27 protein-coding genes are annotated in these 26,797 nt (G+C 58.9%); all 27 read left to right on the top strand.

Annotated features, from left to right (window positions below; all coding sequences use genetic code 11):
- Positions 1–135: 135 nt before the first annotated feature.
- The 27 genes from ACFPB1_RS18380 (at position 136) to truB (ending at position 26,776) form a co-directional block, all read left to right on the top strand.
- Positions 136–597, top strand: coding sequence for a chemotaxis protein CheW (locus tag ACFPB1_RS18380; RefSeq protein WP_379227563.1), 462 nt, complete (start codon positions 136–138; stop codon positions 595–597).
- 2 nt (positions 598–599) lie between these two features.
- A complete protein-coding gene (locus ACFPB1_RS18375; protein ID WP_379227562.1) occupies positions 600–1,217 on the top strand; it encodes a chemotaxis protein CheC in 618 nt (205 codons plus the stop codon).
- Positions 1,214–1,708, top strand: coding sequence for a chemotaxis protein CheD (locus ACFPB1_RS18370; protein ID WP_379227561.1), 495 nt, complete (start codon positions 1,214–1,216; stop codon positions 1,706–1,708). The genes ACFPB1_RS18375 and ACFPB1_RS18370 overlap by 4 nt, the downstream gene beginning before the upstream one ends.
- Before the next feature lie 26 nt (positions 1,709–1,734).
- Positions 1,735–2,139, top strand: a complete 405-nt coding sequence (locus tag ACFPB1_RS18365) for a hypothetical protein (protein ID WP_379227560.1) — start codon at positions 1,735–1,737, stop codon at positions 2,137–2,139.
- Positions 2,140–2,143: 4 nt separating this feature from the next.
- Positions 2,144–2,929, top strand: a complete 786-nt coding sequence (locus ACFPB1_RS18360) for a FliA/WhiG family RNA polymerase sigma factor (RefSeq protein ID WP_379227559.1) — start codon at positions 2,144–2,146, stop codon at positions 2,927–2,929.
- Positions 2,930–2,968: 39 nt separating this feature from the next.
- The gene (locus ACFPB1_RS18355; protein WP_379227567.1) at positions 2,969–4,357 is read left to right on the top strand and encodes a DUF342 domain-containing protein; all 1,389 of its coding nucleotides are present in this window, start codon (positions 2,969–2,971) and stop codon (positions 4,355–4,357) included.
- A gap of 87 nt (positions 4,358–4,444) precedes the next feature.
- Positions 4,445–4,765 carry a hypothetical protein gene (locus ACFPB1_RS18350; protein ID WP_379227558.1) on the top strand — a complete coding sequence of 107 codons (321 nt, stop codon included), beginning with the start codon at positions 4,445–4,447 and terminating at the stop codon, positions 4,763–4,765.
- Between the two features lie 32 nt (positions 4,766–4,797).
- Positions 4,798–5,421: a DUF6115 domain-containing protein gene (locus ACFPB1_RS18345; protein ID WP_379227557.1), complete on the top strand. Its 624-nt coding sequence runs from the start codon at positions 4,798–4,800 to the stop codon at positions 5,419–5,421.
- The gene (locus tag ACFPB1_RS18340; protein WP_379227556.1) at positions 5,418–5,990 is read left to right on the top strand and encodes a hypothetical protein; all 573 of its coding nucleotides are present in this window, start codon (positions 5,418–5,420) and stop codon (positions 5,988–5,990) included. The genes ACFPB1_RS18345 and ACFPB1_RS18340 overlap by 4 nt, the downstream gene beginning before the upstream one ends.
- A gap of 197 nt (positions 5,991–6,187) precedes the next feature.
- Positions 6,188–6,886 carry a 30S ribosomal protein S2 gene (gene rpsB, locus ACFPB1_RS18335; protein WP_379227555.1) on the top strand — a complete coding sequence of 233 codons (699 nt, stop codon included), beginning with the start codon at positions 6,188–6,190 and terminating at the stop codon, positions 6,884–6,886.
- A 104-nt stretch (positions 6,887–6,990) separates the two neighbouring features.
- Entirely contained in the window at positions 6,991–7,641 is a 651-nt protein-coding gene (gene tsf / locus ACFPB1_RS18330) for a translation elongation factor Ts (protein ID WP_379227554.1), read from the top strand.
- 129 nt (positions 7,642–7,770) lie between these two features.
- The gene (pyrH, locus tag ACFPB1_RS18325; protein ID WP_379227553.1) at positions 7,771–8,502 is read left to right on the top strand and encodes a UMP kinase; all 732 of its coding nucleotides are present in this window, start codon (positions 7,771–7,773) and stop codon (positions 8,500–8,502) included.
- A complete protein-coding gene (gene frr / locus ACFPB1_RS18320; RefSeq protein WP_379227552.1) occupies positions 8,502–9,056 on the top strand; it encodes a ribosome recycling factor in 555 nt (184 codons plus the stop codon). Before pyrH ends, frr begins: the two co-directional genes overlap by 1 nt.
- A 70-nt stretch (positions 9,057–9,126) precedes the next feature.
- Positions 9,127–9,891 carry an isoprenyl transferase gene (locus tag ACFPB1_RS18315; protein WP_379227551.1) on the top strand — a complete coding sequence of 255 codons (765 nt, stop codon included), beginning with the start codon at positions 9,127–9,129 and terminating at the stop codon, positions 9,889–9,891.
- A gap of 27 nt (positions 9,892–9,918) precedes the next feature.
- Positions 9,919–10,713 carry a phosphatidate cytidylyltransferase gene (locus tag ACFPB1_RS18310; protein ID WP_379227550.1) on the top strand — a complete coding sequence of 265 codons (795 nt, stop codon included), beginning with the start codon at positions 9,919–9,921 and terminating at the stop codon, positions 10,711–10,713.
- Between the two features lie 22 nt (positions 10,714–10,735).
- A complete protein-coding gene (locus ACFPB1_RS18305; RefSeq protein WP_379227549.1) occupies positions 10,736–11,875 on the top strand; it encodes a 1-deoxy-D-xylulose-5-phosphate reductoisomerase in 1,140 nt (379 codons plus the stop codon).
- A 78-nt stretch (positions 11,876–11,953) separates the two neighbouring features.
- Positions 11,954–13,231: an RIP metalloprotease RseP gene (rseP, locus tag ACFPB1_RS18300; RefSeq protein ID WP_379227548.1), complete on the top strand. Its 1,278-nt coding sequence runs from the start codon at positions 11,954–11,956 to the stop codon at positions 13,229–13,231.
- Positions 13,232–13,237: 6 nt separating this feature from the next.
- Positions 13,238–14,686, top strand: coding sequence for a proline--tRNA ligase (proS, locus tag ACFPB1_RS18295; protein WP_379227547.1), 1,449 nt, complete (start codon positions 13,238–13,240; stop codon positions 14,684–14,686).
- Positions 14,687–14,704: 18 nt separating this feature from the next.
- Positions 14,705–19,012 carry a PolC-type DNA polymerase III gene (locus ACFPB1_RS18290; protein ID WP_379227546.1) on the top strand — a complete coding sequence of 1,436 codons (4,308 nt, stop codon included), beginning with the start codon at positions 14,705–14,707 and terminating at the stop codon, positions 19,010–19,012.
- 269 nt (positions 19,013–19,281) lie between these two features.
- Entirely contained in the window at positions 19,282–19,743 is a 462-nt protein-coding gene (rimP, locus tag ACFPB1_RS18285; protein WP_379227545.1) for a ribosome maturation factor RimP, read from the top strand.
- A 63-nt stretch (positions 19,744–19,806) separates the two neighbouring features.
- Positions 19,807–20,904, top strand: a complete 1,098-nt coding sequence (gene nusA, locus ACFPB1_RS18280) for a transcription termination factor NusA (RefSeq protein ID WP_379227544.1) — start codon at positions 19,807–19,809, stop codon at positions 20,902–20,904.
- Between the two features lie 36 nt (positions 20,905–20,940).
- On the top strand, positions 20,941–21,258 hold the full coding sequence (rnpM, locus tag ACFPB1_RS18275) for an RNase P modulator RnpM (RefSeq protein ID WP_379227543.1): 318 nt from the start codon (positions 20,941–20,943) through the stop codon (positions 21,256–21,258).
- Positions 21,239–21,574: a L7Ae/L30e/S12e/Gadd45 family ribosomal protein gene (locus tag ACFPB1_RS18270; protein ID WP_379227542.1), complete on the top strand. Its 336-nt coding sequence runs from the start codon at positions 21,239–21,241 to the stop codon at positions 21,572–21,574. The genes rnpM and ACFPB1_RS18270 overlap by 20 nt, the downstream gene beginning before the upstream one ends.
- Entirely contained in the window at positions 21,567–24,479 is a 2,913-nt protein-coding gene (infB, locus tag ACFPB1_RS18265; protein WP_379227541.1) for a translation initiation factor IF-2, read from the top strand. Before ACFPB1_RS18270 ends, infB begins: the two co-directional genes overlap by 8 nt.
- Positions 24,480–24,486: 7 nt before the next feature.
- A complete protein-coding gene (gene rbfA / locus ACFPB1_RS18260; protein WP_379227540.1) occupies positions 24,487–24,849 on the top strand; it encodes a 30S ribosome-binding factor RbfA in 363 nt (120 codons plus the stop codon).
- Positions 24,846–25,856, top strand: coding sequence for a DHH family phosphoesterase (locus ACFPB1_RS18255; RefSeq protein WP_379227539.1), 1,011 nt, complete (start codon positions 24,846–24,848; stop codon positions 25,854–25,856). Before rbfA ends, ACFPB1_RS18255 begins: the two co-directional genes overlap by 4 nt.
- Positions 25,853–26,776, top strand: a complete 924-nt coding sequence (truB, locus tag ACFPB1_RS18250) for a tRNA pseudouridine(55) synthase TruB (RefSeq protein ID WP_379227538.1) — start codon at positions 25,853–25,855, stop codon at positions 26,774–26,776. The genes ACFPB1_RS18255 and truB overlap by 4 nt, the downstream gene beginning before the upstream one ends.
- Positions 26,777–26,797 lie beyond the last annotated feature (21 nt).

Below are 26,797 nucleotides of genomic sequence, written 5' to 3'. Positions count from 1 at the left end.
CCGCAACCGGCACCTACAGAAAAATATGTCACAGCTACATGCTTTCTCCATCTCTCGAAATGGTGGATGGTTGAAAATCTAAGAACGAGTGAGAAAACGTGAGAAAACATTAAATTATAGTGGGAGGGGTTACGAATGGGTGAAGAAGTAAAAGTGATCGTGTTTGGGCTGGCGAATGAGGAATACGGCATCGAAGTGGAAAAAGTGCGCACGATCGAGCGGATGCTCCCGATCACGCGCGTGCCCAAAACGCTCGCGTTCGTCAAGGGTGTCATCAATTTGCGCGGCGTCGTCATTCCCGTCATCGACCTGCGCGGCCGCTTCGGCCTGGAAGAGACGGAGCCGACGGAAAGCACGCGGATCATCATCGTGGCGGTGAACGAACTGGAGGTTGGATTCATCGTCGATGCTGCGAACGACGTCATCGATATCGATACCGACACGATCGACACGCCGCCCGAAGTGGTCGGCGGGATCCGGGCGAAATACTTGCGCGGCGTGGCGAAAATCGGCGACGACCGGCTGCTCATCATGCTCAATCTGTCGGAAGTGCTGAACAAGAGCGAAATCATCCAGCTCGAGCAGCAAGAGGCGTAACCGTGAATCCGTTCACCCGTCTGGAAGCGTTCAAGCTCGACGTGCTGAAGGAAGTGGGCAACATCGGCGCGGGCAATGCGGCGACCGCGCTGTCCCGCCTGCTGGACAAGCCCGTCGACATGAACGTTCCGACCGTCAGCTTGATCCCGTTCGAGCAGATCGCCGACAAGGTCGGCGGATTCGAGCAAGTGGTCGTCGCCGTGTTCCTGCGCGTGGAGGGCGACGCGCCCGGCAACATGTTCTTCTTGATCGATGAGGAAGCGGCCAAGAAGCTGCTGCGGAATCTGCTCGCGATGGATGTTCAGGCAGAAGGCTATTCGGAGATGGAATTTTCCGCGCTTTGCGAAATCGGCAATATTTTGGCCGGGTCATACCTGTCGTCCCTTGCGGATTTCACGCGCTTGTGCCTGTTGCCGACCGTCCCTGCGATCGCGGTCGACATGGCCGGCGCGATTCTTGGCTACGGGCTCATGCAGTACGGGGAGATGGGCGATTCCGCGCTGCTGATCGACACGGCTTTCCTGGAGGGCAAGGAAGCGCTCGCGGGCCACTTCTTCCTCATCCCGGATCCGGAGTCGTTCGAACGGATCTTCCATGCCCTGGGAGTGCCGAACGAATGATGGACGAGAACGTCGTGAAAGTCGGCATGGCGGATATGAAGGTCGCAGCCGGCGGCGCCGTGCTGAAGACGACCGGTCTCGGTTCGTGCGTCGGCCTGACCTTATACGACGAACGCGCCAGGATCGCCGGGATGGCGCACGTCATGCTGCCGTCGTCCGGCATCGCGCGGGAAGCATCGATCAACGTCGCCAAATACGCGGATACGTCGATTCCCCGGCTGATCGAGCTGATGCGGGCGGAAGGAGCCGAACCCCGAAGGTTCGTGGCCAAGATGGCGGGCGGCGCCCAAATGTTCGCGTTCAGCGCGGTCAACGAAGCCGCGCGGATCGGCCCGCGCAACGTGGAATCCTGCAAGCTGATGCTGGAGCGCTTCGGCATTCCGCTGCTGTCGGAGGATACAGGAGCGAATTACGGACGGACGATCGAGTTCAACAGCCTGAATGGCATGTTGACCATACGCAGCGTTCAGCATGGAGTAAAGGAGATATAGCAATGATCGGTTCATGGCGCTGGAACATGACGCTCGGCCTAGGCGGAAGTTTGTTGACGCTCCTTTTTTCGATCGGCGGCAACGGGCCGGCCATTACCGGTCTTCGTTGTCTGTACGCGTTTATTGTTTTTTTCGCGCTGGCGTTTCTATTTCGCGCCGCGCTGGCGGTGATCTTGAAGCCTCGGCCGGCGGCCATGCAGCAGGCCGCCGCGGCCGAGGAACAGCCCAAAGGGCAGGCGATCGATTATTCGACGCCGGATCAGAGCGAGGAGCTGCGCGAGCTGCTGGGCTATCGAACGGACGGCGATGCAACGCCGGAGTCCAGCCGACAAGCGGACTTTAAACCGCTGTCGCCGCCCAAATTGGTGTCTACGCATAACAAGGAGCCTGAAGAATTGGCAAAAGCAATACGTCACCTAACAGGAGGGTGAGACGATGATTGAGCCGAAAGCGCCCCATTTGTCGAACATGGAGATTTGGCGCAAGTGGAAAGAAGACGGGGACATCGAGGCCAAGAAGCGGCTGATCGAGCAGTATTTGTCCTTGGTCGACTACGTCAGCAACCGGATGGCCATCGGGCTTCCCAAGAACGTTTCGAAGGACGACCTGGCCAGCAACGGCGTCATGGGCTTGATCGACGCCATCGAAAAATTCGACTACAGAAGAGGTCTTCAATTCGAAACGTACGCGTCCTGGCGGATTCGCGGGGCGATCATCGACGGCCTTCGCCAGGGCGACTGGGTTCCGCGCTCCGTGCGCGAGAAAGCGAAGCGGATTGAAGAAGCTTATCAAATATTGGAGCAGCAGTATATGCGCTCCGTGGAAGACGCGGAGATCAGCGGCTACCTGAACGTGACAGTGAAGGAATTCGGCGTCATGCTGCAGGAAATCGCCGTCACGACGGTGTGTTCGCTGGAAGACCCGATCCGCGACGAGGAGTCGGAAACCCGGTTGTCACTCCTCGTGGACGAGAAAGCGAAAAATCCGGATTACAAGGTGCATGAGTTTTTCTTGAAGGAGTCTCTGATTCGGGGGATCGACCGGCTAACCGAGAAGGAGCGGACCGTCATCTCGCTCTTCTATTACGAGGAGCTCTCGCTCAGCGAGATCGCGGAGGTCATGTCGCTTTCGCCGTCGCGCATCTCGCAGCTTCATTCCAAGGCGATTTTGCGGCTTCGGGGCGCGCTGGAGAAACAGAAGGATCAGCTCATGCAGCATTAACCGATCAAGGGAGGGGCAGTCGTGACGACGGCCGAACAAATGCAACACTACGTGGTCGTGCAGCAGTCGCCGGATAAATTGACGGCGTCCGTGCAGTTCAATGCGGCGGACGAGAACTTCTCCTGCACCGCCGCTCAACTGGAAGGCTATTTAAAGAGCCACGGCATCCAGCATGGCGTGCTGCGGAACGTGCTGAACGACATCGCCGTGATGCCGAACCGTTTTTATTACAAGCAGACGGTGGTCGCGCAGGGCGAACCGGCAGCGAACGGCAAGGACGGCTACATCCGGTTTGCGTACGACATGGACGAAGGAGACTACCGCCCTGTCGAGCTCGAAGACGGCAAGGTCGATTTCAAGGAAGTTACGCAGCTGAAGAACGTGAAGCGGGGCCAGCTCATCGCGGAGAAGGTCGGGGCCACGCCGGGAAGAGACGGGATCGCGGTCACGGGCGAGCCGATTCCCGGCCGGAAAGGTAAGGAAGCGTACTTCAAGCTGGGCAAAAACGTCGTGCTTAATCCCGAGCAAACGGCCCTCTATGCCGCCATCGACGGCTTGGTCTCGCTGACCGACAAATCAAAAATCAACGTGTTTCCGGTATACGAGGTCAACGGAGACGTCGACTACAAAATCGGCAACATCGACTTCGTCGGGACGGTCGTCATTCGCGGGAACGTGCTGGCCGGCTTCAAGATTAAGGCTGCGGGCGATATTCGGGTCGTCGGCGGCGTGGAAGGCGCCGTCCTCGAATCGGACGGATCCGTCGAAATCACCGGCGGCGTGCTGGGAAGCGGAAAGGGTCTCATCAAAGCCGGCAAAAACGTGAAATGCTCTTTCATTCAGGAGGGTAACGTCATCGCGGCGGAAGACGTGCTCGTCTCGCAAAGCATCATGCATTCCCAAGTCCGCGCGGGACGAAGCGTCCAATGTATCGGAGCCAAAGGCCTCGTCGTCGGGGGAAGCGTTCAAGCCGGCGAACGCGTTATCGCGCGAACGATCGGCAATACGATGTCGACCGCGACCGTGATCGAAGTCGGCGTCCGGCCGGAGCTGCGGAGCGAGCTGCTGGAGCGGCGCACGCAGCTGCGGGCGCTGAACGACAGCCTGGACAAGACGGAGAAGGCTTTGGCGCTGCTCGACCAGCATGCGGCCGCGGGCACGCTGACTTCCGACAAGCTGGCGATGCGGATCAAGCTGACGTCGACGAAGCGGGCGGCGCTTGAAGAAATGGAGGCCATCAAGGACCGGCTGCTGGAGATCGAGCGATCGCTCGAGGATACCGACAGCGCGAAGGTGGATGTGGTCAACGTCATCTACGGCGGCACCAAAATCGTGATCGGACGCAACACGCGCTACGTCAAGGATGCGGCGCAGCGCATTTCGTTCCGTTATTCCGAAGGCGACGTCATCATGCTTCCTTATATGTAGAGCCTCGACATGCGGCAAACCGGCGCGCCGGTCGCGTCCGCATCGAAAGGGATGATCAATAGGGAGGATCGAAGGGAGGATCGAACGATGCCTTACAGGCCGATCGACTTGCAAGTGTCCGTGCCTCGCACGCCCGATACCGCCGCGCAGCAAAGCCAGATGAACCACCGGCCGGCGCTGGAGCAAACGCTGCTGGAGAAGGATGCGGCCAAGACGACGGAAGAGCAGCGAAGCCGCAATGCGGAAGTCGAACGGAGCAACATCGGGTCGGAGCGCGACCGGGAATCCCGTTCCTCCGAGAAACGGGGTGCCCGGCAGAACCGGGGGCAGCCGGTGCAGGAAAGCAAGGACGAGCGCGATGAACCGCCGCATCCGTACAAAGGCAAGCATATCGACGTGATGACATGAAGCATCTTACCCTTAATTGCAGGTGATTCGAAATGGAACCGTGGCAAACCATCATGCTCCTCGGAGGCTTCGCGATCGTCTGCGCCGCCGTGCTTCCCCGCAGGAAGAACGCCGGCGGAGGTGCTCCCGGCGGCACGGAAGACCGCGATCGCGCCATGCGCGGCATGGAGACCGCGCTGGAGCAATTCATGGAGAACATGGAGGCGGATGACCGGGAAATCGCCGACCTGGTCGGCAAATCGGCGCAAGAAGCGCGGGCGATGGCAGCGGAGCGGGACGAGCGGATCGACCGCCTGGAAGCGCGCTGCGCCGAGCTGGCAGCGGAGTTGACCGAACTTCAGCGTCTGCAGGCGTCGAACAAGACGGCGCCGGCACTATATAATGTAAGGACGCAGCAGGAGGAGCCGGTGGCGCCTGCTGCGGAACAGCCGGCATCGGCCGAAAGGCACCAGCGGGAAGAGACACGTTTGGCGGTGAATGGCGCCGGCCCGGATGAAGACGCTCAATCGGACTCGATACGCGGCCGGTATTCTGAACTGTTCGAACTTCATTCGGCCGGCAAATCCGTCGAGGCGATCGCGAAGAAGCTCGGACGCCATAAAGGCGAAGTTCAGCTGATTCTTCAATTGGCGAAGCAAGAGGAGGCAGCGCGATGAACAGGCGGACGTTTCTGTTCGGTCTCGGCGCCGGCATCATCTTGGGAGCCGGCCTGCTGCAGTTGATGCTGATCGGGGAGAAGCAGGCGGAAGGCTTGAACGCTTTGGCGGAGACCAGGACCGAGGTCAAGACGTTTACGCAGCAGGAGCTCGATAAGGCTGTGGCGGATGAGCGCGAGCGCGTTCTCGCCGACCTGCGGGCGAAGACGGAGGACGCCAAGCCGTCGTCCGCGCCGAGCAAGGCGGCGGATAAGCCGGATGCGGAAGGCAAAGACGAGAGGGCCGGGAAAACGGATGCGACGGCCGATGAAGGCAAGTCGCCCGAGGACCGAACGATCGTGCGCATCCCGCCGAACGCGAGCGTATCGGAGACGGCGGACCTCCTTGCCGATCGCGGCATCATCGCCGACAAGCAGGCATTCGTCGACCTGATGCGATCGAAAACGATCCGTGCAGGCTATTTTGCGTTTCAGGGCAAACCGACCCCCGAGCAGGTCCGCGGCATCGTCACGGGCCAGCCGCTCGACCCCGCAACGGCCGAGCGCGAACTGGAAGAAAGCGAGAAATGACGCCGTCTTGAAAACGGCATCGAATTGCCGTCAAATGCGGTTGCATGGCCCCATCCGGATATGGTATAGTAGTTGACGGTGTTAAAAACACACGCCGATTAATTTTGCCATTGGTGCTTCGGCCCGGTCGAAGTGATGGCGGAAAATGAGATCGGCGGAGGAAAACAAAAAACCATTTAACAGGAGGTGTTGAAGAGATGGCGGTTATTTCCATGAAACAGCTTCTTGAAGCTGGGGTACACTTCGGTCACCAAACTCGTCGCTGGAACCCGAAAATGGATCGTTATATCTTCACGGAACGTAACGGAATTTACATTATCGATTTGCAAAAAACGGTAAAGAAAGTCGAAGAGGCCTACAACTTCGTCCGCTCGATCGGCGAACAAGGCGGCACGATTCTCTTCGTCGGCACGAAAAAACAAGCACAGGATTCGGTTAAGGAAGAAGCGGAACGCTGCGGCAACTTCTACATCAACCAGCGTTGGCTGGGCGGCACGCTGACGAACTTCCAAACGATCCAAAAACGTATCGACCGTCTGAAAACGATCGACAAATGGGAAGAAGACGGCACGTTCAACGTGCTTCCGAAGAAAGAGGTCATCATTCTCCGCAAAGAGAAAGAGCGTCTCGAGAAATTCCTCGGCGGCATCAAAGGCATGCGTTCGCTGCCTAGCGCCCTCTTCGTCATCGACCCTCGCAAAGAGCGCATCGCGGTTGCCGAAGCGCGCAAGCTGGGTATCCCGATCGTCGGCATCGTAGACACGAACTGCGATCCGGACGAGATCGATTACGTCATTCCAGGTAACGACGATGCAATCCGCGCAGTAAAATTGCTGACGGCGAAAATGGCCGACGCAATCGTTGAATCGCGTCAAGGCGAAGTCACGACTGCTTAATATTCATTGACGAACCGACTAGAAAGGGTGGTCAGAAGGTGCATAACCTCTCACCGCCCTTTTTTTAAAGCCAAACCTTATCCAATTTCAGGAGGTCACGAACGATGGCGGTAAGTGCGAGTGCAGTAAAAGAATTGCGTGAAAGAACGGGCGCAGGCATGCTGGAATGCAAAAAAGCGCTGGACGAAACGAACGGTGACATCGCGAAAGCGATCGACCTGCTTCGCGAAAAAGGTCTCTCGGCGGCGGCGAACAAAGCGGGCCGCGTAGCGACGGAAGGTACGGTCGAGTCTTATATTCACGCCGGCGGACGCATCGGCGTGCTCGTCGAAATCAACTGCGAGACCGACTTCGTCGGCAAAACGGATCAATTCCGCGAATTCGCGCGCGACATCGCGATGCAAATCGCGGCGGCTAGCCCGAAATACGTGAGCCGCGAAGAAGTGCCAGCTGATGAGCTGGAAAAAGAGCGCGAAATTCTGAAGGCGCAAGCTCTTAACGAAGGCAAGCCGGAAAAAATCGTCGAAAAGATGGTTGAAGGCCGCATCAGCAAATACTATGAAGAATACTGCCTGCTTGAGCAAGCGTTCATCAAAGATCCAGACAAAACGGTCCACACGCTGCTCAAAGAAAAGATCAGCACGATCGGCGAGAACATCTCGATCCGTCGCTTCGTTCGTTACGAGCTTGGCGAAGGCCTGGAGAAAAAAGAAGACAACTTCGTTGCCGAAGTTATGTCTCAAGCTAAATTGTAATCCGAACGCACAGGCGGGGCGGGGCGTTCGCCCCGCCGTTTTTTCTACTTACGGACCGCTGCACGATAAGCAGCATTTATTCGAGTATGCGGCCTTTTTAATCAAGGTCCAAGATGGAGGTAAACCACGTTGCAGAGTCCCGTGTACAAACGTATCGTGCTGAAGGTGAGCGGGGAATCGCTCTCGGGTAACAATGGGTATGGAATCGAATCCTCCGTGATCTCTTCGATCGCCGAGCAAGTCAAAGAAGTAGTGGAACTCAACGTTGAAGTGGCGATCGTCGTCGGCGGCGGCAACATCTGGCGCGGCATCGCGGGTTCGGCGAAAGGCATCGACCGCGCGACGGCCGATTACATGGGAATGCTTGCCACTGTCATGAATTCTCTCGCGCTGCAGGACGCACTCGAACAAATCGATGTACCGACTCGGGTGCAAACCTCGATCGCGATGCAACAAATCGCGGAACCGTACATTCGCCGCCGGGCGATTCGTCACCTGGAAAAGGGACGCGTCGTTATTTTCGCGGCCGGCACGGGGAATCCGTACTTCTCGACGGACACTACTGCCGCATTGCGCGCAGCTGAAATAGAAGCAGAAGTCATTTTGATGGCGAAAAACAAAGTGGACGGCGTATACTCCGCCGATCCGTTCAAGGACGCGTCCGCGGAGAAATTCGAGACGCTCACGTTCTTGGAAGTGCTCAACCGCAACTTGGGCGTCATGGACTCCACGGCGTCATCGCTCTGCATGGATAACGACATTCCGCTCGTCGTATTCTCCATTACGGAAGCCGGAAACATCAAGCGCGTCGTGCTTGGCGAGAAAATCGGAACAATCGTGATGAAAGGGAGTGCGTCCTAGTGCCGCAAACCATTAAGAAAAACGCTGAAGAACGGATGGACAAAGCGATCGCCGCGCTGAAGCGCGATCTGTCGACGCTCCGCGCGGGCCGCGCGACGCCGGCTCTGCTTGATCGCCTGCAAGTCGAATACTACGGTGCCATGACGCCGGTCAACCAACTGGCGAACATCAATACGCCGGATTCCCGCACGCTGCTCATCCAGCCTTGGGACAAATCCTCGCTGGGCGCCATCGAGAAAGCGATCATGAAATCCGACCTCGGTCTGACGCCTTCGAACGACGGCTCCACAATCCGCATCGGCATCCCGATGCTGACGGAAGAGCGCCGCAGTGAGCTGGTGAAGATGACGAAAAAATTCGGCGAAGAGGCGAAGGTCGCCATCCGCAACATCCGCCGCGACGCGAACGACGACATCAAGAAGCTCGAGAAGACGGACATCTCCGAAGATGAGTCCCGCCGCCATCAGGACGACATCCAAAAAACGACGGACAAATTCATCGCTGAAGTCGAGAAAGTACTCGCCGCCAAAGAGAAGGACATCATGGAAGTATAATAATGCGTACCGGCCCCTCCGAATGGTGGGGTTTGTTGCATAAATCGACGCTAGTGGCGGGAGGACGAGCATGTTACAGCGATTGAAGGGCTTGTTTGGCAAAGCGTCCGCAGCGCCGCTGCGGACGTTGGAATCGGATAACATCCCGCAGCATATCGCGATTATCATGGACGGCAACGGCCGGTGGGCGAAGCGCCGCGGCTTGCCGCGCATGGCCGGCCACCATTCCGGGATGAAGACGGTCAAGCGGATCACCATGGCCGCAGATCGGGTAGGCGTCAAATATTTAACGCTTTATGCGTTCTCGACAGAAAACTGGAAGCGGCCGAAGGCGGAAGTCGAATTTCTGATGAAACTGCCTCAGGAGTTCCTGGCCATGGAGATCAAGGATCTGATGGAGAAGAATGTGCGAATTCGCCTGATGGGGTACAAAGAGGAGTTGCCTTCCCATACCTTGAAGGCTGTCGAGGATGCCGTCGCCCTGACATCGGGCAACACCGGACTCGTCTTGACGTTCGCGCTAAACTACGGCAGCCGGAAAGAAATGATCGAGGCCGTGAAAAGCATCGGCCGCGACATTAAGGACGGCAAGCTGGACCCGGAGCAGATCGACGCGCCAGACGTGGAAAGCCGGCTGTTGTCAGCGGGACTGCCTGATCCGGATTTGCTCATTCGCACGAGCGGCGAACTGCGCCTCAGCAATTTCATGCTTTGGCAGCTCGCATACAGCGAAATGTGGTTTACGGACGTCTACTGGCCCGAGTTTTCGGATCACCACTTCTACGAGGCCGTCCGCGAATACCAACAACGAGCCCGCCGATACGGCGGATTGTAACGAGCTGGACTGGAGAGTGTCATACGCGTGAAACAACGCATTATTTCGGGCGTGATTGCAGGCGCCGCATTCGTGGTACTGACCGTGCTTGGCGGATGGTATTTCTTTGCACTATTACTTTTCATGACGATTGTCGGGATGACGGAGTACATCCGGATGAACGGCGTGTCGATGAAGCATCCGTTGGCCTGGCTTGCGATGGCAGGTACGCTGCTGCTCTTCTTGCCGTGGGACGACCTCGGCCTGCATCAGCCGGCAGCCTTACATATGATTTGGATGTTGATGTTTATTTTGCTCAGCGTGACCGTGCTGACCAAGAACGAAGTGACGATCGACGGAGCGGCGCTCATGCTGCTCGGCGCGCTCTACATCGGGTACGGCTTTCACGCGATGTACGAGGTCCGCGGCGGCGAATCGCACGGCCTCATGACGACGATCATGGCGTTTTTCGCCATATGGGCGTCGGATGCCGGCGCGTATTTTACGGGCAAGGCGATCGGTAAAAACAAGCTGTGGCCTGCGATCAGCCCGAACAAAACGATCGAAGGATCGCTTGGCGGCGTCGTGCTCGCCTTGCTGATCGCCTTGGTGTTCGCATGGATCTATCCGAACGAGATTGGCATCGGCCGCGCAATCATGATCGGCTTGGTCGCGTCCGTGGCCGGACAGCTCGGCGACTTGATCCAATCCGCTTACAAACGGGTGCGCGGCATCAAGGACTCGGGCACGCTGCTGCCCGGGCACGGAGGCGTGCTCGACCGCTGCGACAGCTGGCTGATCGTGTTTCCGCTGCTGATCATGACGAATTTGCTGCCGCTGTAAGGCGCTCGGGGAGGCCACTAGATTGAAGAAATTAACGATTCTCGGCTCGACGGGCTCGATCGGGACTCAAACGCTGGACATTATCGGCCGCGAGCCGGAGCGCTATCAGGTCGAAGGGCTCGCGGCGGGCGGCAATGTGGACTTGCTGGTGCGGCAAGCGCGGCAGTTCCGTCCGAAGACCGTCTGCTTGTCGTCCAAAGCGCTGGCGGACGAAGCCAGACCGCATCTCCCGGCGGGCACGAAAACGGTGTTCGGCGACGAGGGGCTGGTGCAGATCGCGGCCGAGACGGACGCGGACACGGTCGTGACCGCGATCGTGGGCAGCCGCGGGCTGCCGGCGACGCTGGCCGCCATCGACGCGGGCAAATCGATCGCGCTCGCCAATAAGGAGACGCTGGTGACGGCCGGCCACTTGGTCATGCGCCGCGCGGCGGAACGGGGCGTGGCGATTTTGCCGGTGGACAGCGAGCACTCGGCGATATTCCAATGCCTGAACGGTGAACGCCGCCAGGACATTGAGCGGATCACGCTGACGGCTTCGGGCGGCTCGTTCCGGGATCGGACCCGTGAGGAGCTTCACGGGGTTACCGTTGCGGAGGCGCTCAATCATCCCAACTGGTCGATGGGGGCGAAAGTGACCATCGATTCGGCGACCATGGCCAATAAAGGGCTGGAAGTCATCGAAGCGCACTGGCTGTTCGGCTTGCCGTACGACCGCATCGAGGTGCTGATCCATCCGGAGAGCATCATCCATTCGTACGTCGAATTCGTCGACCGCAGCGTCGTCGCGCAGCTGGGGCTGCCGGACATGCGGGTGCCGATCCAGTACGCGCTCACGTATCCGGAGCGCCGGGTATCGCCCGCGGAGCCGCTTGACCTCGCGAAGCTGTCCGCGCTGCATTTTCGCACCATGGACTTCGACCGATATCCGTGCCTGCGCTTTGCGTACGAAAGCGGCCGCGCCGGGAAGTCGGTGCCGACGGTGTTCAACGCGGCCAACGAAACGGCTGTCGCCCGGTTCCTGAACGGCGAAATCGCCTTTTTGCAAATCGAAGACGTCATCGCGTCCGTGCTGGAACGGCACGAGATCGTCGAGGTTCCCGATGTAACGGCGATCGCCGAAGTCGATGCTTGGGCACGCCGGATGGCGGCGGGCATCTGATGGAGGGTTCTCTTGTATCGAACGGGAGAATAATGATAATCTAAGTACAGGCCGTTACGAACAGGAGGCTCGAGAGCGATGCACACGATACAAGTCGTCTTTTTGACAGTAATGGTCTTCTTCGTCATCGTGACCATACACGAATGGGGTCACTTTTACTTCGCGAAGCGCGCGGGGATATTGGTGAGGGAGTTCGCGATCGGCTTCGGGCCGAAGCTGTTTTCCATCAAGCGCGGCGAGACCCGCTATACGCTGCGTCTCGTGCCGGCAGGCGGATTCGTCCGCATGGCCGGGGAAGATCCGGAACTGATCGAGATTCAGCCGGGGCAGACCGTGGCCGTTCGCGTTAAGGACGGCAAGGTGTCCCGTATTTATTTGGACCGGCTCGACGACCGCACGAATGTCGTTCGCGGCGAAGTCGAGACGATCGATATCGAGAACAAGCTGAAGCTGGCGCTCAATGCGGACGGCGTGACGGAATCGTTCGATATCCACCCGCAGGCGCTCATGATCGCGAAGGGCAAAGAAACGCAGATCGCGCCGCTTGACCGCCAATACGGCAGCAAAACCGTTGGCCAGCGCGCGCTTGCGATCGTTGCGGGTCCCGTCATGAACTTTATCTTGGCCTTCGTGCTGTTCGGCGTGTACTTCCAAATGGCGGGCGTGCCGATGGAGAACCCCGACCGGCTGTTGATCGGCGACGTCGTGGCGGGCATGCCGGCGGCCAAGGCCGACATCAAGGTCGGCGACGTCATCGATTCCGTCAATGGCGTCAAGATCGGGGCCGATTCCGAAAAGATGATCGATTTGATCAGCAAATCGCCTAACGTCCCCTTGACGTTCACCGTCGTTCGGGACGGCAAGACGATCACGTCCAAAATCACGCCGAAGCCCGACGATACCGGCGCCGGCAAGCTCGGCATTACCGCCGCGGTTCCTTCTCGGTCGGTCAAATTCGGCGAGACGTTTAAGTACGCGGGCCAAGCGATGAAGAACATGACGATCATGATTTTCGACGGCTTCAAAAACTTGATCATCGGCAATTTCAAGCTCGACGATCTCGGCGGTCCCGTCCGGACGGCCCAGGTGACGAGCCAAATCGCCTCGCAGGGCATTACCCAGCTGACGTCGTGGGTGGCGATTTTGAGTCTGTATTTGGGGATATTCAACCTGCTGCCGATTCCGGCGCTCGATGGAAGCCGCTTGCTCTTCCTCGGCCTGGAGGCGGTCCGCGGACGACCGGTCGATCCGAACCGCGAGAGCATGGTCCATTTTATCGGCTTCGCGATGCTCATGCTGCTGATGCTGGCTGTCACGTATAATGATATTTTGCGCTTGGTAAGAGGGGAGCACTAGTCGGTCATGTCGAAGGATAAACAATTCGTAACGGAAATTACGCCGCAGAGCGAGGATTTTTCGCGCTGGTACATCGATGTCATCAAGAAAGCGGAGCTCATGGATTATTCGCCCGTCCGCGGCTGCATCGTGTTCCGCCCGGAAGGATTCGAAATTTGGGAGCATATGCGCGATGAGCTGGACCGCCGATTTAAGGAAACCGGCCACCGCAACGCGTACTTCCCGATGTTCATCCCGGAAAGCTTCTTCTTGAAGGAGAAGGAGCACGTCGAGGGCTTCAACCCGGAGCTGCCGTGGGTAACCGAGGCGGGCGGCGAGAAGCTGGAGGAACGGCTGGCGATCCGTCCGACGTCGGAGACGATCATCGGGCATATGTACTCGAAATGGATTCAATCCTATCGCGACCTGCCGGTCTTGATCAATCAATGGGCGAACGTCGTCCGCTGGGAGAAGCGGACGCTGCCGTTCCTGCGCACGACGGAATTCCTCTGGCAGGAAGGCCATACGGCGCACGAGCTGGAATCGGAAGCGCGCGAAGAGACGAACCGGATGCTCGAAATTTACCGCGATTTCTGCGAGAACTACTTGGCGATTCCGGTCATCATGGGCCAGAAGACGCCGTCCGAGCGCTTCGCCGGCGCGGTCGACACGTATTCGATCGAGGCGATGATGAAGGACGGACGCGCCGTACAGGCGGGCACGTCCCACTACTTGGGCAATAAGTTCGCGGTAGCATTCGATATCAAATATTTGGACCGCGAAAACACGCAGCAGTTCGTACATACGACGTCGTGGGGCGTATCGACCCGCTTGATGGGCGCCATGATCATGGTGCACGGCGACGACCGCGGCCTCGTGCTGCCGCCGAAAGTCGCGCCGACGCAGGTCGTCATGATCCCCATCGGACCGCCGAAAACGCGCGATCAAGTGGTCGCGCGCGTGGACGAGCTGTACGCCGAGCTTAAGCAGGCGGGCATCCGCGTTAAAGTCGACGACCGGACGGACATGAGCCCGGGCTGGAAGTTCAATGAATACGAGATGCGCGGCGTGCCTGTACGTCTCGAGCTCGGTCCGCGGGATTTGGAGAACGGACAAGTCGTGCTCGTCTCCCGCATTACCGGTGAGAAACGGATCGTGCAGCAAAGCAGCTTGAAGGAAGAAATCGAACGGATGCTCGCGGACATCCACCGTGATATGTTTGAACGCGCGAAGGAGTTCCGCGCGGAGCACTCGTATTCGGTCGAGACACTCGACGAGATGAAAGTCTTGTTCGAAGAGCAGCGCGGGTTCGTGCTGGCGGGCTGGTGCGGATCCGAAGCCTGCGAGCGTCAAGTGAAGGAAGAAACGGGCGCCACGAGCCGGAACATTCCGTTCGAGCCGGCGGAGCACAAGACGACCTGTCTGGTATGCGGAGAGAAAGCGGAGCATTCCGTCGTATTTGCGCGGGCCTACTGATTTTTGGGGGAGGGCTATATGAACCAAACCGGGGAAAAACGGCAGCGGTTCGAACTGCTGATGAAGCAGGCGGACCTGCCGCAGCAAATCGCGAATGAACATTTTGGCGATGGGTATATAGACAAAGTGATCGTGAGCCGGAGTAACCGGGAATGGACGTTTTGCATCCGCAAAACGTCCTTGGTTCCTTTACCGGCTTTTGGCATTTTTTGCAGGACGGTTCAAGGGAAATTCGCGCACATCGCGAAAGTGTCCTTCCAGTTCCTCTACGGCGAAGCGGTGCCGCGGGACGAACTGATTCACGAATATTGGCCGGCCTTCGTGGAGTGGCTGCAGCACAGCAACGCGTCCATCAACGGCTGGATGAGCAAGGCGCGCATCGAGACGGACGGCGAGCAGGTCACGCTGTTCATGATGGACGACATGGGCTTGCAAATGGCGAAGAAGAAGGGCATCGACGAGCTGGCGGCGGGCTTCTACCGGGACCATTTCGCGGCCAACATTCGCGTGAAGCTGAAAGTCGCGGAGTCGAAGCACGAGATCTACGAGGCGTTCGAGCAAAAGCGGGCGCAGGAAGAGCGTGACGTCATCGAGCAGATGATGACCGCTTCGATTCCGGAAGCGCCGCCGGTCGAGGAAGGCGACGTCCGGCTCGTGGTCGGCTACGACATTCGCGAGGATGCGGTGCCGATGATGAACATTTTCGAAGAGGAGAAGAAGATCACCGTGCAGGGCACGGTGTTCGGCCTCGAGGAGAAGGAGCTGCGCAACGGCAGCACGCTGTTTACCTTTAATGTCACGGATTTTACCGATTCCATCGCGATGAAAATGTTCGCCAAGACGAAGGACGACGTGAAGGTGCTGAAGCAGCTCGCGAACGGTAAGTGGATCAAGGCGCGCGGCCGTGTGGAATACGATCGGTTCATGATGGAGCCGGAGCTCGTCATGATGCCGTCCGACCTTCACGAGATCGTCGCGCCGAAGGAACGCAAGGACGATGCGGAAGTGAAGCGCGTCGAGTTTCACCTGCACACGACGATGAGCACGATGGACGCGGTGACGCCGGTCGACGTCTACATCAAGCAGGCCGCCAAGTGGGGGCACAAGGCGATCGCGATTACGGATCACGGCAACGTGCAATGCTTTCCCGAAGCGGCGAAGGCCGCGAAGAAGAACGATATCCAAGTGCTGTACGGGCTCGAGGCGAACGTCGTCAACGACGCCGTGCCGATGGTCATGAACGCGCGCGAGGAGCAGCTGGCGACGGGCGTGTACGTGGTATTCGACATCGAGACGACCGGCTTGTCGGTCATCAACAACAAGATCATCGAGCTCGCGGGCGTCAAAATGCAGGAGGGCAAGGAGATCGGGCGGTTCTCAACGTTCATCAATCCGCACGAGCTTATCCCGTACAACATCCAGCAGCTGACGAACATTACGAACGAAATGGTTGCGGACGCGCCGGAGCTGGAGCCGAAAATCCGCGAGTTCGTCGAATTCATCGACGACGCGGTGCTGGTGGCGCACAACGCGCGGTTCGATATGGGCTTCATCCAAGCCGCCTGCAAGCGCTACGGGTTGCCGGAAGTGACGAATCCCGTGCTCGATACGCTGGAGCTGGCCCGTTTCCTGCATCCCTCGATGAAAAACCATCGGCTCGGCACGCTGGCCGATAAATATAAAATCAGTCTCGAAAACGCGCACCGCGCCATCGACGACTCCATCGCTCTCGGTGGGGTACTGTTCGGACTCATCGGCGACGCCGCGGCCCGCAATATCACCGGCCTGCAGATGCTGAACGACTACGTCGGGTTGGACCTGTCCAACTCGCGGCCGTTCCACTGCTGCATCTACGCGCTGAACGCAGTCGGCAAGAAGAACTTATTCAAATTAATTTCCATTTCCCATACGAAGCACTTCAAACGCGTCGCCATCATCCCGAAGAGCAAGCTGACGGAGCTGCGCGAAGGACTGCTCATCATCTCGGGCTGCGAGAAGGGCGAGTTTTTCGAAGCGGTGCTGAACAAGTCGATGGAAGAGGCCGAGGAGACCGCGCGTTACTACGACGTGCTGGAAATTCAACCGGTGACGTTCTATATGCATCTCGTGGAGAAGGGCTTCGTCGCGAGCCGCGCCGAAATCGAGCAGGCCTTGCGGCGCGTGTGCGAAATCGGCGATAAGCTGGGCAAGCCGGTCATTGCGACCGGGAACGTGCATTACCTGAAGGAACGCGACAAAATGTTCCGGGACATTACGATCCACGGCATCACCGGCTTCAGCCCGCTGAAGGACATCACGAAGCCGGACGCGCATTTCCGGACGACGAATGAAATGCTGGAGGAATTCAAGTTTCTCGGCGAGGCGCGGGCGTACGAAGTCGTCGTGAAAAACACGAACGAACTCGCTGACCGGTTTGAGAAATTCGATTTGTTCCCGTCCAAGCTGTTCGTGCCGATCATGGAAGGCGCGGACGAGGAGATGCGCAATACGTGCTACGAGACGGCGAAACGGCTGTACGGCGATCCCATCCCGGAAGTCGTCGTGCAGCGGCTCGAGAAGGAACTGGTGCCGATCACGAAGGCGGGCTTCTCCGCGAACTATCTCATCTCCGAGCGGCTCGTGAAGAAGTCCAATGCGGACGGCTATCTCGTCGGCTCCCGCGGTTCCGTCGGCTCGTCCGTCGTCGCGACGTTCCTCGGCATCTCCGAGGTTAACCCGCTTCCGGCGCATTATTTATGCCTGAACGAAGCATGCAAGTACAGCGAATGGTTCCTCGACGGCAGCTATCCGAGCGGCTTCGACCTGCCGGACAAACTGTGCCCGAATTGCGGCAAGCCGCTGAAAGGCGAAGGCCAGGATATTCCGTTCGAGACGTTCCTCGGCTTCAAGGGCGACAAGGTGCCCGATATCGACTTGAACTTCTCCGGCGAATATCAGGCGACGGCGCATAACTTCACCAAGATCATGTTCGGTGAGAAGGCCGTGTACCGCGCGGGCACGATCGGGACGGTCGCCGAGAAGACCGCGTACGGCTTCGCCAAGAAGTATGAGGAAGAGAAGGGCAAGAAATGGCGCGGCGCGGAGCTGTCCCGGCTCGCGTCCGGCTGTACCGGCGTCAAGCGAAGCACCGGCCAGCATCCCGGCGGCATCGTCGTCGTGCCGGATTACATCGACGTGGAAGACGTAACACCCGTGCAGTATCCGGCGGACGACTTGAACGCCGAGTGGCAGACGACGCATTTCGACTATCACGCCTTCGAGGAAAACTTGCTGAAGCTCGATATTCTGGGACACGACGATCCGACCATGATGCGCATGCTGCAGGACTTGACCGGCGTCGACCCGACGACGATTCCGATGAACGATCCGAAGGTCATGAGCATGTTCAGCTCCACGGACGCGCTCGGCGTCACGCCGGAGCAGATTCGTTCGTCCGTCGCGACGTACGGCGTGCCGGAGATGGGCACGAAGTTCGTGCGGCAGATGCTCGAGGAGACGAAGCCCGCGACCTTCGCGGACTTGCTGCAAATCTCGGGCCTGTCCCACGGCACGGGCGTCTGGCTCGGGAACGCGCAAGAGCTGATCAAGAACCGGACCTGCACGATCAAGACGGTAATCGGCTGCCGCGACGACATCATGCTGTACCTGATCTACAAGGCCGGCATGGACGCGGGACTCGCCTTCAAAATCACCGAGAGCGTGCGGAAGGGCCGGGGGCTTACGCCGGAGTGGATCGAAGAGATGAAGCGATGCAAGGTCCCGCAATGGTACATTGATTCCTGCCTGAAAATCGAGTACATGTTCCCGAAAGCCCATGCGGCGGCATACGTTATTTCCGCTGTGCGGACGGCCTTCTTCAAGCTCTATTATCCAATCCATTATTACGCGACCTACTTCTCGATCCGGGCCGAGGACTTCGACTTGGATCTGCTCTGCCAAGGCTACGAGGCGATTTTGAAGCGGCTGATCGAAATCGAACAAAAAGGGTTCCAGGCGACGCCGAAAGAAAAAAACAGCGTCTCACTGCTCGAAATGGCGCTCGAAATGACGGCGCGCGGCTTCTCGTTCAAGCCGGTCGATCTATATCGTTCCGAGGCGACGCGCTTCATCGTCGACGGCAATTCGCTCATCCCGCCGTTCGGGGCCATCGGCGGCATCGGCGAGAATGCCGCGCGCAACATCGCGGCCGCCCGGGAACTCGGCGAGTTCCTCTCGATCGAAGACTTCCAGCAGAAGTCGAAGGCGACGAAGACGATCGTCGAAGTGCTGACGGGCATGGGCTGCTTCCGCGGCCTGCCGGAATCGAACCAGCTGTCGTTGTTTTAGAGGCGGCGAACGCCTAAGCGGCATCCTCATCGTCTATCGGGATGCACCGTATTGTCATGGATTCGTGATTATGGTATAATCTTTCTGGTAATGCTGATGATACGACTTTTTCGCAGAAGAGTGGGGAAACCCACTCTTTACGTTTTGTCTGCACCTTTTTACCTGTACGATTGACCGTGAGGCTTCCGCTTCGCAAGCGAGACGACGACAAATTAACGGACAGCGCGCCTATCCGACGATGACAGGCTGCAATGGGAGGTACAACGTTTTTGAGCACACCAAAAATCAAAACCGCCGTCGAAGATATGGTCAAACCGTTCCTCGACGAACATGGATTTGAACTCGTGGACGTGGAATACGTGAAAGAGGGAAGCAACTGGTTCCTTCGGGTCTACGTCGACAAAGAAGGCGGCATCGACATCGACGAATGCGGCCGGATCAGCGAATATTTGAGCGAGCAGCTCGATGCGAACGACCCGATTCCGGAAGCTTACTTCCTCGAGGTCTCGTCTCCGGGGGCGGAACGTCCGCTGAAGAAGCCGGAGGACGTCGCCAAGTCCGTGGGCAAGCACGTCTTCGTGACGACGTACGAGCCGATCGGCGGCTTGAAAGAGTTCGAGGGGACGCTCGCGTCCTTCGACGGCGAAGAAGTCGTAATCGAGATCGGCAATAAGAAGCATGCCATTCCGTACGCGAAAGTGGCGAGCGCGCGTTTGGCCATCCTCTTCTGAGAGCCGGGAGAGACGGCTTTATCATAACGTAGGGTACCAGTCGAAAGGGGGAACTCATTTCCAATGAGCATGGAATTTATCGAAGCATTAGCGGAAATCGAAAGAGAGAAAGGGATCAGCAAAGATATATTGCTGGAAGCGATCGAAGCCGCCCTGATTTCGAGCTACAAACGCAATTTCAATACCGCCCAGAACGTCCGGGTGGACATTAATCGGTTTACGGGCGTCATCAAAGTATACGCGCGCAAGACCGTCGTGGACGAGGTGCTGGACCCGCGTCTCGAAATTTCGGTCGAGGCTTCCCGCGAAATCAACCCGCATTATCAGCTGGACGATGTCGCGGAAATCGAAGTGACGCCGCGCGATTTCGGACGGATCGCGGCGCAGACGGCGAAGCAGGTCGTCACGCAGCGCATTCGCGAAGCGGAGCGCGGTCTCATCTATAACGCGTTCATCGACAAAGAAGAGGATATCGTCAACGGCATCGTGCAGCGCCAGGACGTGCGCAATCTGTTCATCGATCTCGGCAAGGTCGAAGCTGTACTGCCGCTGACCGAGCTGATGCCGACGGATAAGTTCAAGCACGGCGACCGCGTGAAGTCGTTCATCACGAAAGTGGAGAACACGACGAAAGGGCCGCAAATCTTCTTGTCCCGAACGCACCCGGGCCTGCTGAAGCGGCTGTTCGAGCTCGAAGTGCCGGAAATTTACGACGGCGTCGTCGAGATTCGTTCGGTCGCGCGCGAAGCGGGCTTCCGTTCCAAGATCGCCGTCCATTCGCGCAACCTCGAGGTCGATCCGGTCGGCTCCTGCGTCGGACAGAAGGGCATGCGTGTCCAGACGATCGTGACGGAGCTGAAAGGCGAGAAGATCGACATCGTGCGCTGGTCGGAGAGCGTGGAAGAATACGTCGCGAACGCGCTGAGCCCGTCCAAGGTCATCGAAGTCATCGTGTTCGAGCAGGAGAAGATGGCGCGCGTCATCGTGCCGGACTACCAGCTCTCGCTCGCGATCGGCATCAAGGGGCAGAACGCGCGGCTGGCTGCGAAGCTGACCGGCTGGAAAATCGACATTAAGAGCGAATCGCAGGCGGAGCAGGAATACGGCCGTCCGAAATCGCCGATGAGCACGATGCATCAAGACTCCGTCTCCATCGATTGATCGCGGGGCGGACATCGCCCGGGGGAGGGATGAGGCATGAGACCGAGAAAAATTCCGCTGCGCAAATGCGTGGCTTGTCAAGAAATGAAGCCGAAAAAAGAACTGATCCGGGTCGTCCGAACGCCGGACGAAGACGTTCTGATCGATTTGACGGGCAAGAAGGCGGGCCGCGGCGCATACCTCTGCGGTCAAGTGGACTGCTTCCGCCTGGCGAAGAAGAGCCGGGCGCTCGATCGGGCGCTGAAGCAGACGGTCGGGGCGGAGATCTACGACCAGCTCGCCCAGGATTTCATTGCCGTCGAGGATGCGTTTATCGCAAGCAAGGATGAGCCGGATGAAGCAGAAGAAGCATAAGGCGCTGTCCCTGCTCGGTATGGCGATGCGCGCCGGGAAGCTGGTTACCGGCGACGAAACCGTACTGAAGGCCGTCCGCCAGGGCAAGGCGGCGCTCGTCCTCCTGGCGGCGGACGCCTCGGACAATACAAAGAAGAAGTTCAGGGATAAATGCGCGACGTACGACACGAACTGCGTGGAAGCTTTTGACCGGATTGCGTTGGGAGAGGCGATCGGGAAATCGGAGCGGGTCATACTCGGGCTGACGGATGCCGGTTTCGCCAAAAGCATCGTTCAAAGCTTAGCTCAATCTACGGAGGTGGAGTATATTGACTAAACAACAAGACAAAGACAACAAAGACAAATTGCGCGTATACGAATACGCGAAATCGCTCAACATGAGCAGCAAAGAAATCATCACGATTCTAAAACGTCTCAATCTGCCCGTGAACAACCATATGAGCGTCATGGAGAATGAGATGGTTTCGAAGGTGGAAGGTTTCTTCCGCGACATCAAGGCGAACGCGGCGGCCAAGCGCGCGCAGGAGAACGCGACGGTTTCGGCGGCCCAATCGTCCAATCGCCAGCAGGAGCGCAGGCCGCAGCACGCGCTCAACGCATCCGTACAGCAAGGCAACAAAAATTCGAAAGAAAAACAGGGGAATATGACTATTTCACATACAACGGAACAATCCAAGAACGCGGCATCGTCCGCCAACACGACGACCAGTCCCTCGCCGGCTTCGAGCCAGGCTTCCAGCGCCCAAACTTCGGGCACCTCTTCGAACAGCGACAATCACAACCAGCGCCAGCATAACCAAGGCGGCCAAGGGAATCGTCAAGGCGGCGGCTACCAAGGCAACCGCCAAGGCGGCCAGGGCGGCGGCCAAGGCAACCGTCAAGGCGGTCAAGGCAGCGGTTATCAAGGCAACCGTCCGCAAGGCCAAGGCGGCGGTCAAGGGAATCGTCAAGGCGGTCAAGGCGGCGGCGGTTATCAAGGCAACCGTCCGCAAGGCCAAGGCGCCGGCCAGGGCGGTCAAGGCAACCGTCAAGGCGGTCAGGGCGGCGGCTACCAAGGTAACCGTCCGCAAGGCCAGGGAGGCGGTCAAGGCGGCTACCAGGGCAATCGTCCGCAAGGTCAAGGTGGAGGCCAGGGCGGCTACCAAGGCAATCGTCCGCAAGGTCAAGGCAGCGGCCAGGGCGGTTATCAAGGCAGCCGTCCGCAGGGTCAAGGCGGCGGCTACCAAGGCAGCCGTCCGGCGCAAAGCGCCGGCGCGAGCGCGCCGGCACGCACGTTCGACAACAGCAACCGCGGCGGCACTTCGGACGACCGGAGACGCAACAATCCGAAGGCTTCGAACAATTCGTACTCGAACAACAGCAGGCGTTTCGATGACAACAACGGCCGCGGCGGTAAGAACAACCGTGGCGGCAAGAACAACCGCGGACGGAATAACCAGCAGCAGGAACGCCGCGAGAAAATCGACAACACGCCGAAGAAAATCATCGTGCGCGGCACGGTGACCGTCGGCGATTTGGCGAAGCTTTTGCATAAGGACGCTTCGGAAGTCATCAAGAGACTCATCATGCTTGGCGTCATGGCGACGATCAACCAAGAAGTCGACTTGGATACCGTACAGCTCATCGCGGCGGAGTACGGCGTCGAAGTCGAAGTGAAGATTCCGGTCGAGGAAGACCAATTCGAAACGATCGAAGAGAAGGACGATGAAGAGTCCCTCGAAGCACGTCCGCCGGTCGTCACGATTATGGGCCACGTCGACCACGGCAAAACGACGCTGCTCGACGCGATCCGCAAAACGAACGTCACGAGCGGCGAAGCCGGCGGCATTACGCAGCATATCGGCGCTTACCAGGTCGAGATCAATCACAAGAAGATCACGTTCCTCGATACGCCGGGCCACGAAGCGTTCACGCTCATGCGGGCGCGCGGCGCGCAGGTAACGGATATCACGATTATCGTCGTGGCCGCGGACGACGGCGTCATGCCGCAAACGGTCGAGGCGATCAACCACGCGAAAGCGGCGAACGTGCCGATCATCGTTGCAGTGAACAAGATCGACAAGCCGGACGCCGAGCCGGACAAAATCAAGCAGAGTTTGACGGAGTACGGCTTGGTACCGGAAGAGTGGGGCGGCGACACGATTTTCGTCAACGTCTCCGCGAAGCAGCGCACCGGCCTGGAAGAGCTGCTTGAAATGATTCTCCTCGTCGCCGAGGTGAACGACTATAAAGCGAATCCGAACAAACGGGCGCGCGGCACCGTCATCGAGGCCGAGCTGGACAAAGGCAAAGGGCCGGTCGCGCGGATTCTCGTGCAGCACGGCACGCTCAAGATCGGCGACGCGTTCGTCGCCGGCAACTGCTTCGGCCGCGTCCGCGCAATGGTCAACGACAAGGGCCGCCGCCTGAAAGAAGCCGGCCCGAGCACGCCGGTTGAAATCACCGGCTTGACGGAAGTGCCGCAGGCGGGCGACCCGTTCCTCGTCTTCGAGGACGAGCGCAAAGCGCGGGACATTGCCGAACGCCGCGCCATCAAACAGCGTCAGTCCGAGCTCGGCGCGAACTCGCGCGTAACGCTCGAAGATTTGTACAATCATATTAAAGAAGGCGAGATCAAGGATCTCAACGTGATCATCAAAGCCGACGTGCAAGGTTCTTCCGAGGCGCTCAAGGGCTCGCTCGCGAAGATCGACATCGAAGGCGTGCGCGTGAAAATCATTCACAGCGGCGCGGGCGCGATCACGGAATCCGACATCAACCTCGCTGCGGCGTCCAGCGCGATCGTCATCGGCTTCAACGTGCGTCCGGAACCGCAGGCTCTGGCGACGGCTGAGCAGGAGAAAGTCGACATCCGTCTCCACAGCATCATTTACAACGTCATCGACGAGATCGAACACGCGATGAAGGGCATGCTGGATCCGGTGTTCAAGGAAGTCGTCATCGGCCAAGCCGAAATCCGCAATTTGTTCAAAGTGACCAAAGTCGGCGTCATCGCGGGCTGTATGGTCATCTCGGGCAAGATCGCGCGAAACGCCAAAGCGCGCTTGATCCGCGGCGGCATCGTTGTCTTCGACGGCGAGATCGAATCGCTCAAACGGTTCAAGGACGACGCCAAGGAAGTGGCCCAAGGCTACGAATGCGGCATTACGCTGGATAGATACAACGACCTCAAAGAGGGCGACATTATCGAAGCGTACATCTTAGAGTCCGTGGAGAGGTGATTGACCGATGGCCAAAGTCCGTGTAGGACGCGTAGGTGAGCAAATTAAGAAAGAACTCAGCACGATTATTCAGACGGAGCTCAAGGATCCGCGCATCGGCTTCATTACGGTGACCGGCGTGGAAATCACGAACGACCTGTCCCAGGCGCGCGTCTACCTGAGCGTGCTGGGCAGCGACGAGCAGAAGGAAGAGACGCTTAAGGCACTTGCGCGCAGCACCGGCTTCCTTCGCTCCGAGCTGGGCAAGCGCATCCGCTTCCGCCATACGCCTGAGCTGCTGTTCAAGTTCGACAGCAGCATCGAGTACGGCAGCCGGATCGAATCGCTCCTGCACGACATCAACGAGCGCAGCGGCAGGGATTCGCAATGACCGCTGCGAGCGGCGCGGCGTCGCCGGATGCTTATCGGGCGCAGCTGCAGGAGGCGCTCGACTTCCTGCGGGAAGGCAGCCGATATCTCGTCGTCTCGCACGTGCAGCCGGACGGAGACGCCATCAGCTCGACGCTCGTCGTCGGCTGGTTGCTCCGTCAGCTCGGCAAACAAGCGGTGCTCGTGAACGAAGGGGCCGTACCCGCCAGACTTTTGTTTCTGGAGGCGGCTGCATCAATCGTGAATCACGGCAAACAGCCGCTTCACGAGAAATTCGACCGCATCGTCGCGGTCGACTGCGCGGATTTCCGCCGGATCGGCACGGTGCAGGACTTGTTCGCTGACGGGGCGAAGCTGTTGAACGTCGATCATCATCCGACGAACGACGCCTTCGGCACGCATAACCTGATCCGGGTCGACGCCGCGGCGACGGTCGAGATCTTGCATGATCTGATCGAATTCGCCGGTATCCCGTTCGACCGCGAAGCGGCGACGGCGGTCTATACCGGGCTGTTGACCGATACCGGCGGCTTCCGCTACTCCAACACGAGTCCGCGCGTCATGCAGGCGGCGTCGCGTATGCTGGCCGAAGACGTGCCGGGCCCTTGGATCGCCAATCATCTGCTCGAGCGGATGACGAAGCCGCAGCTGCTGCTGCTGCAGCGGGGCCTGAGCCGCCTGGCGTTCTCGGACGACAACCGGATCGCCTGGCTGTACGTCGCGTTCGCCGATATGACGGAGACGGGCGCGGTCGGGGATGACCTGGAAGGGCTCGTCAACTATGCCTTGAACGTCGAAGGCGTAGAAGTCGGCATCCTGTTCAAGGAAACCGAGAACGGAGAAGTGAAGGTCAGCATGCGTTCCTCGGGCAAAGCGGACGTCGCAGCCATCGCGAAATCCTTCGGCGGCGGCGGACATGTCCGGGCGGCCGGCTGCCGGCTGCAGCATGCCATGGACGCTGCGATCGCGACCGTCGTGCAATCCGTAAGAGAGGCGCTGGATCAATGATGGACGGAATTTTGGCGGTATGGAAACCGGCGGGCTGGACCTCGCACGACGTCGTGGCGAAGGTTCGGGGCATCCTGAAGGTCAAGCGAATCGGGCATACCGGCACGCTCGACCCGCAGGTGACCGGCGTGCTGCCGCTCTGCATCGGACGAGCCACGCGCGTCGTGGAGTATGTCCAGGATCGGCCGAAGTCCTACGAAGCCGTCATGCAGTTCGGATTGGCTACGGATACCGAGGACTTGACGGGAACGATCACGGAGCAGCTGCCGGAGGTCACGGTGACCGAAGCGCAGATTCGCGCCGTTCTGGCGTCGTTCGTCGGCGAGATCGAACAAGTGCCGCCGATGTTCTCGGCGGTGCGCGTTGGCGGTAAGCGGCTTTACGAGCTGGCCCGAGAAGGCCAGGTCGTCGAACGCAAGCCGCGCAAGGTCGCGATCTACGGCTTGGAGCTGCTGGAAACGCAATTGGATCAGCCGCATCCTGTCATCCGTTTCTCCGTCGTCTGCTCCAAAGGGACGTACATCCGAACGCTGTGCGTCGATATCGGCGCCGCGCTGCAGGTGCCTTCCGTCATGGTGAAGCTGACGCGCACGATGTCCGGCGGCTTCACGGAAGCGGATTGCTTGACGCTCGAAGACGTCGCGCGGCTGAATGCGGCCGGCGAACTCGCGGACAGGCTGACGCCTCCCGGCGAAGCGCTGGACCATTTTCCGCGGATCAGCGTCGGCGGCGCGGACGTGCTTGGTGCGTTCCAAGGAAAACGGATCCCGCTTCAGGCGATCCTGGCGCACGAACCTTACGAGTCCGGATTCTTGGTCCGCGTTTACGGCGAAGACGGAACGTTTGCCGGCGTATTTCAGCCGGATGAAGGTTCCGGCACCCTGAAAGCCGTCAAAGTGTTTACCCCGACGGGAGACTAGCAAGTTGAAAAAGCAGGTGTG

This window comes from Paenibacillus sp. GCM10023250, assembly GCF_042653205.1.
In the GTDB taxonomy this organism is placed as follows: Bacteria; Bacillota; Bacilli; order Paenibacillales; family Paenibacillaceae; genus Paenibacillus_Z.
Note: the sequence above shows the minus strand (reverse complement) of the source record. Positions and strands in the feature narration are given on the sequence as shown.

Excerpts from the sequence above, each read along its gene's own strand:
- proS (WP_379227547.1), top strand. The coding sequence starts at position 13,238 with ATGTCGAAGGATAAACAATTCGTAACGGAAATTACGCCGCAGAGCGAG.
- ACFPB1_RS18370 (WP_379227561.1), top strand. The coding sequence starts at position 1,214 with ATGATGGACGAGAACGTCGTGAAAGTCGGCATGGCGGATATGAAGGTC.
- ACFPB1_RS18290 (WP_379227546.1), top strand. The coding sequence starts at position 14,705 with ATGAACCAAACCGGGGAAAAACGGCAGCGGTTCGAACTGCTGATGAAG.
- ACFPB1_RS18350 (WP_379227558.1), top strand. The coding sequence starts at position 4,445 with ATGCCTTACAGGCCGATCGACTTGCAAGTGTCCGTGCCTCGCACGCCC.
- ACFPB1_RS18270 (WP_379227542.1), top strand. The coding sequence starts at position 21,239 with ATGAAGCAGAAGAAGCATAAGGCGCTGTCCCTGCTCGGTATGGCGATG.
- truB (WP_379227538.1), top strand. The coding sequence starts at position 25,853 with ATGATGGACGGAATTTTGGCGGTATGGAAACCGGCGGGCTGGACCTCG.
- ACFPB1_RS18365 (WP_379227560.1), top strand. The coding sequence starts at position 1,735 with ATGACGCTCGGCCTAGGCGGAAGTTTGTTGACGCTCCTTTTTTCGATC.
- rseP (WP_379227548.1), top strand. The coding sequence starts at position 11,954 with ATGCACACGATACAAGTCGTCTTTTTGACAGTAATGGTCTTCTTCGTC.
- tsf (WP_379227554.1), top strand. The coding sequence starts at position 6,991 with ATGGCGGTAAGTGCGAGTGCAGTAAAAGAATTGCGTGAAAGAACGGGC.
- ACFPB1_RS18315 (WP_379227551.1), top strand. The coding sequence starts at position 9,127 with ATGTTACAGCGATTGAAGGGCTTGTTTGGCAAAGCGTCCGCAGCGCCG.
- ACFPB1_RS18255 (WP_379227539.1), top strand. The coding sequence starts at position 24,846 with ATGACCGCTGCGAGCGGCGCGGCGTCGCCGGATGCTTATCGGGCGCAG.
- ACFPB1_RS18345 (WP_379227557.1), top strand. The coding sequence starts at position 4,798 with ATGGAACCGTGGCAAACCATCATGCTCCTCGGAGGCTTCGCGATCGTC.
- ACFPB1_RS18360 (WP_379227559.1), top strand. The coding sequence starts at position 2,144 with ATGATTGAGCCGAAAGCGCCCCATTTGTCGAACATGGAGATTTGGCGC.
- ACFPB1_RS18380 (WP_379227563.1), top strand. The coding sequence starts at position 136 with ATGGGTGAAGAAGTAAAAGTGATCGTGTTTGGGCTGGCGAATGAGGAA.
- rpsB (WP_379227555.1), top strand. The coding sequence starts at position 6,188 with ATGGCGGTTATTTCCATGAAACAGCTTCTTGAAGCTGGGGTACACTTC.
- rbfA (WP_379227540.1), top strand. The coding sequence starts at position 24,487 with ATGGCCAAAGTCCGTGTAGGACGCGTAGGTGAGCAAATTAAGAAAGAA.
- ACFPB1_RS18340 (WP_379227556.1), top strand. The coding sequence starts at position 5,418 with ATGAACAGGCGGACGTTTCTGTTCGGTCTCGGCGCCGGCATCATCTTG.
- rnpM (WP_379227543.1), top strand. The coding sequence starts at position 20,941 with ATGAGACCGAGAAAAATTCCGCTGCGCAAATGCGTGGCTTGTCAAGAA.
- nusA (WP_379227544.1), top strand. The coding sequence starts at position 19,807 with ATGAGCATGGAATTTATCGAAGCATTAGCGGAAATCGAAAGAGAGAAA.
- ACFPB1_RS18355 (WP_379227567.1), top strand. The coding sequence starts at position 2,969 with ATGCAACACTACGTGGTCGTGCAGCAGTCGCCGGATAAATTGACGGCG.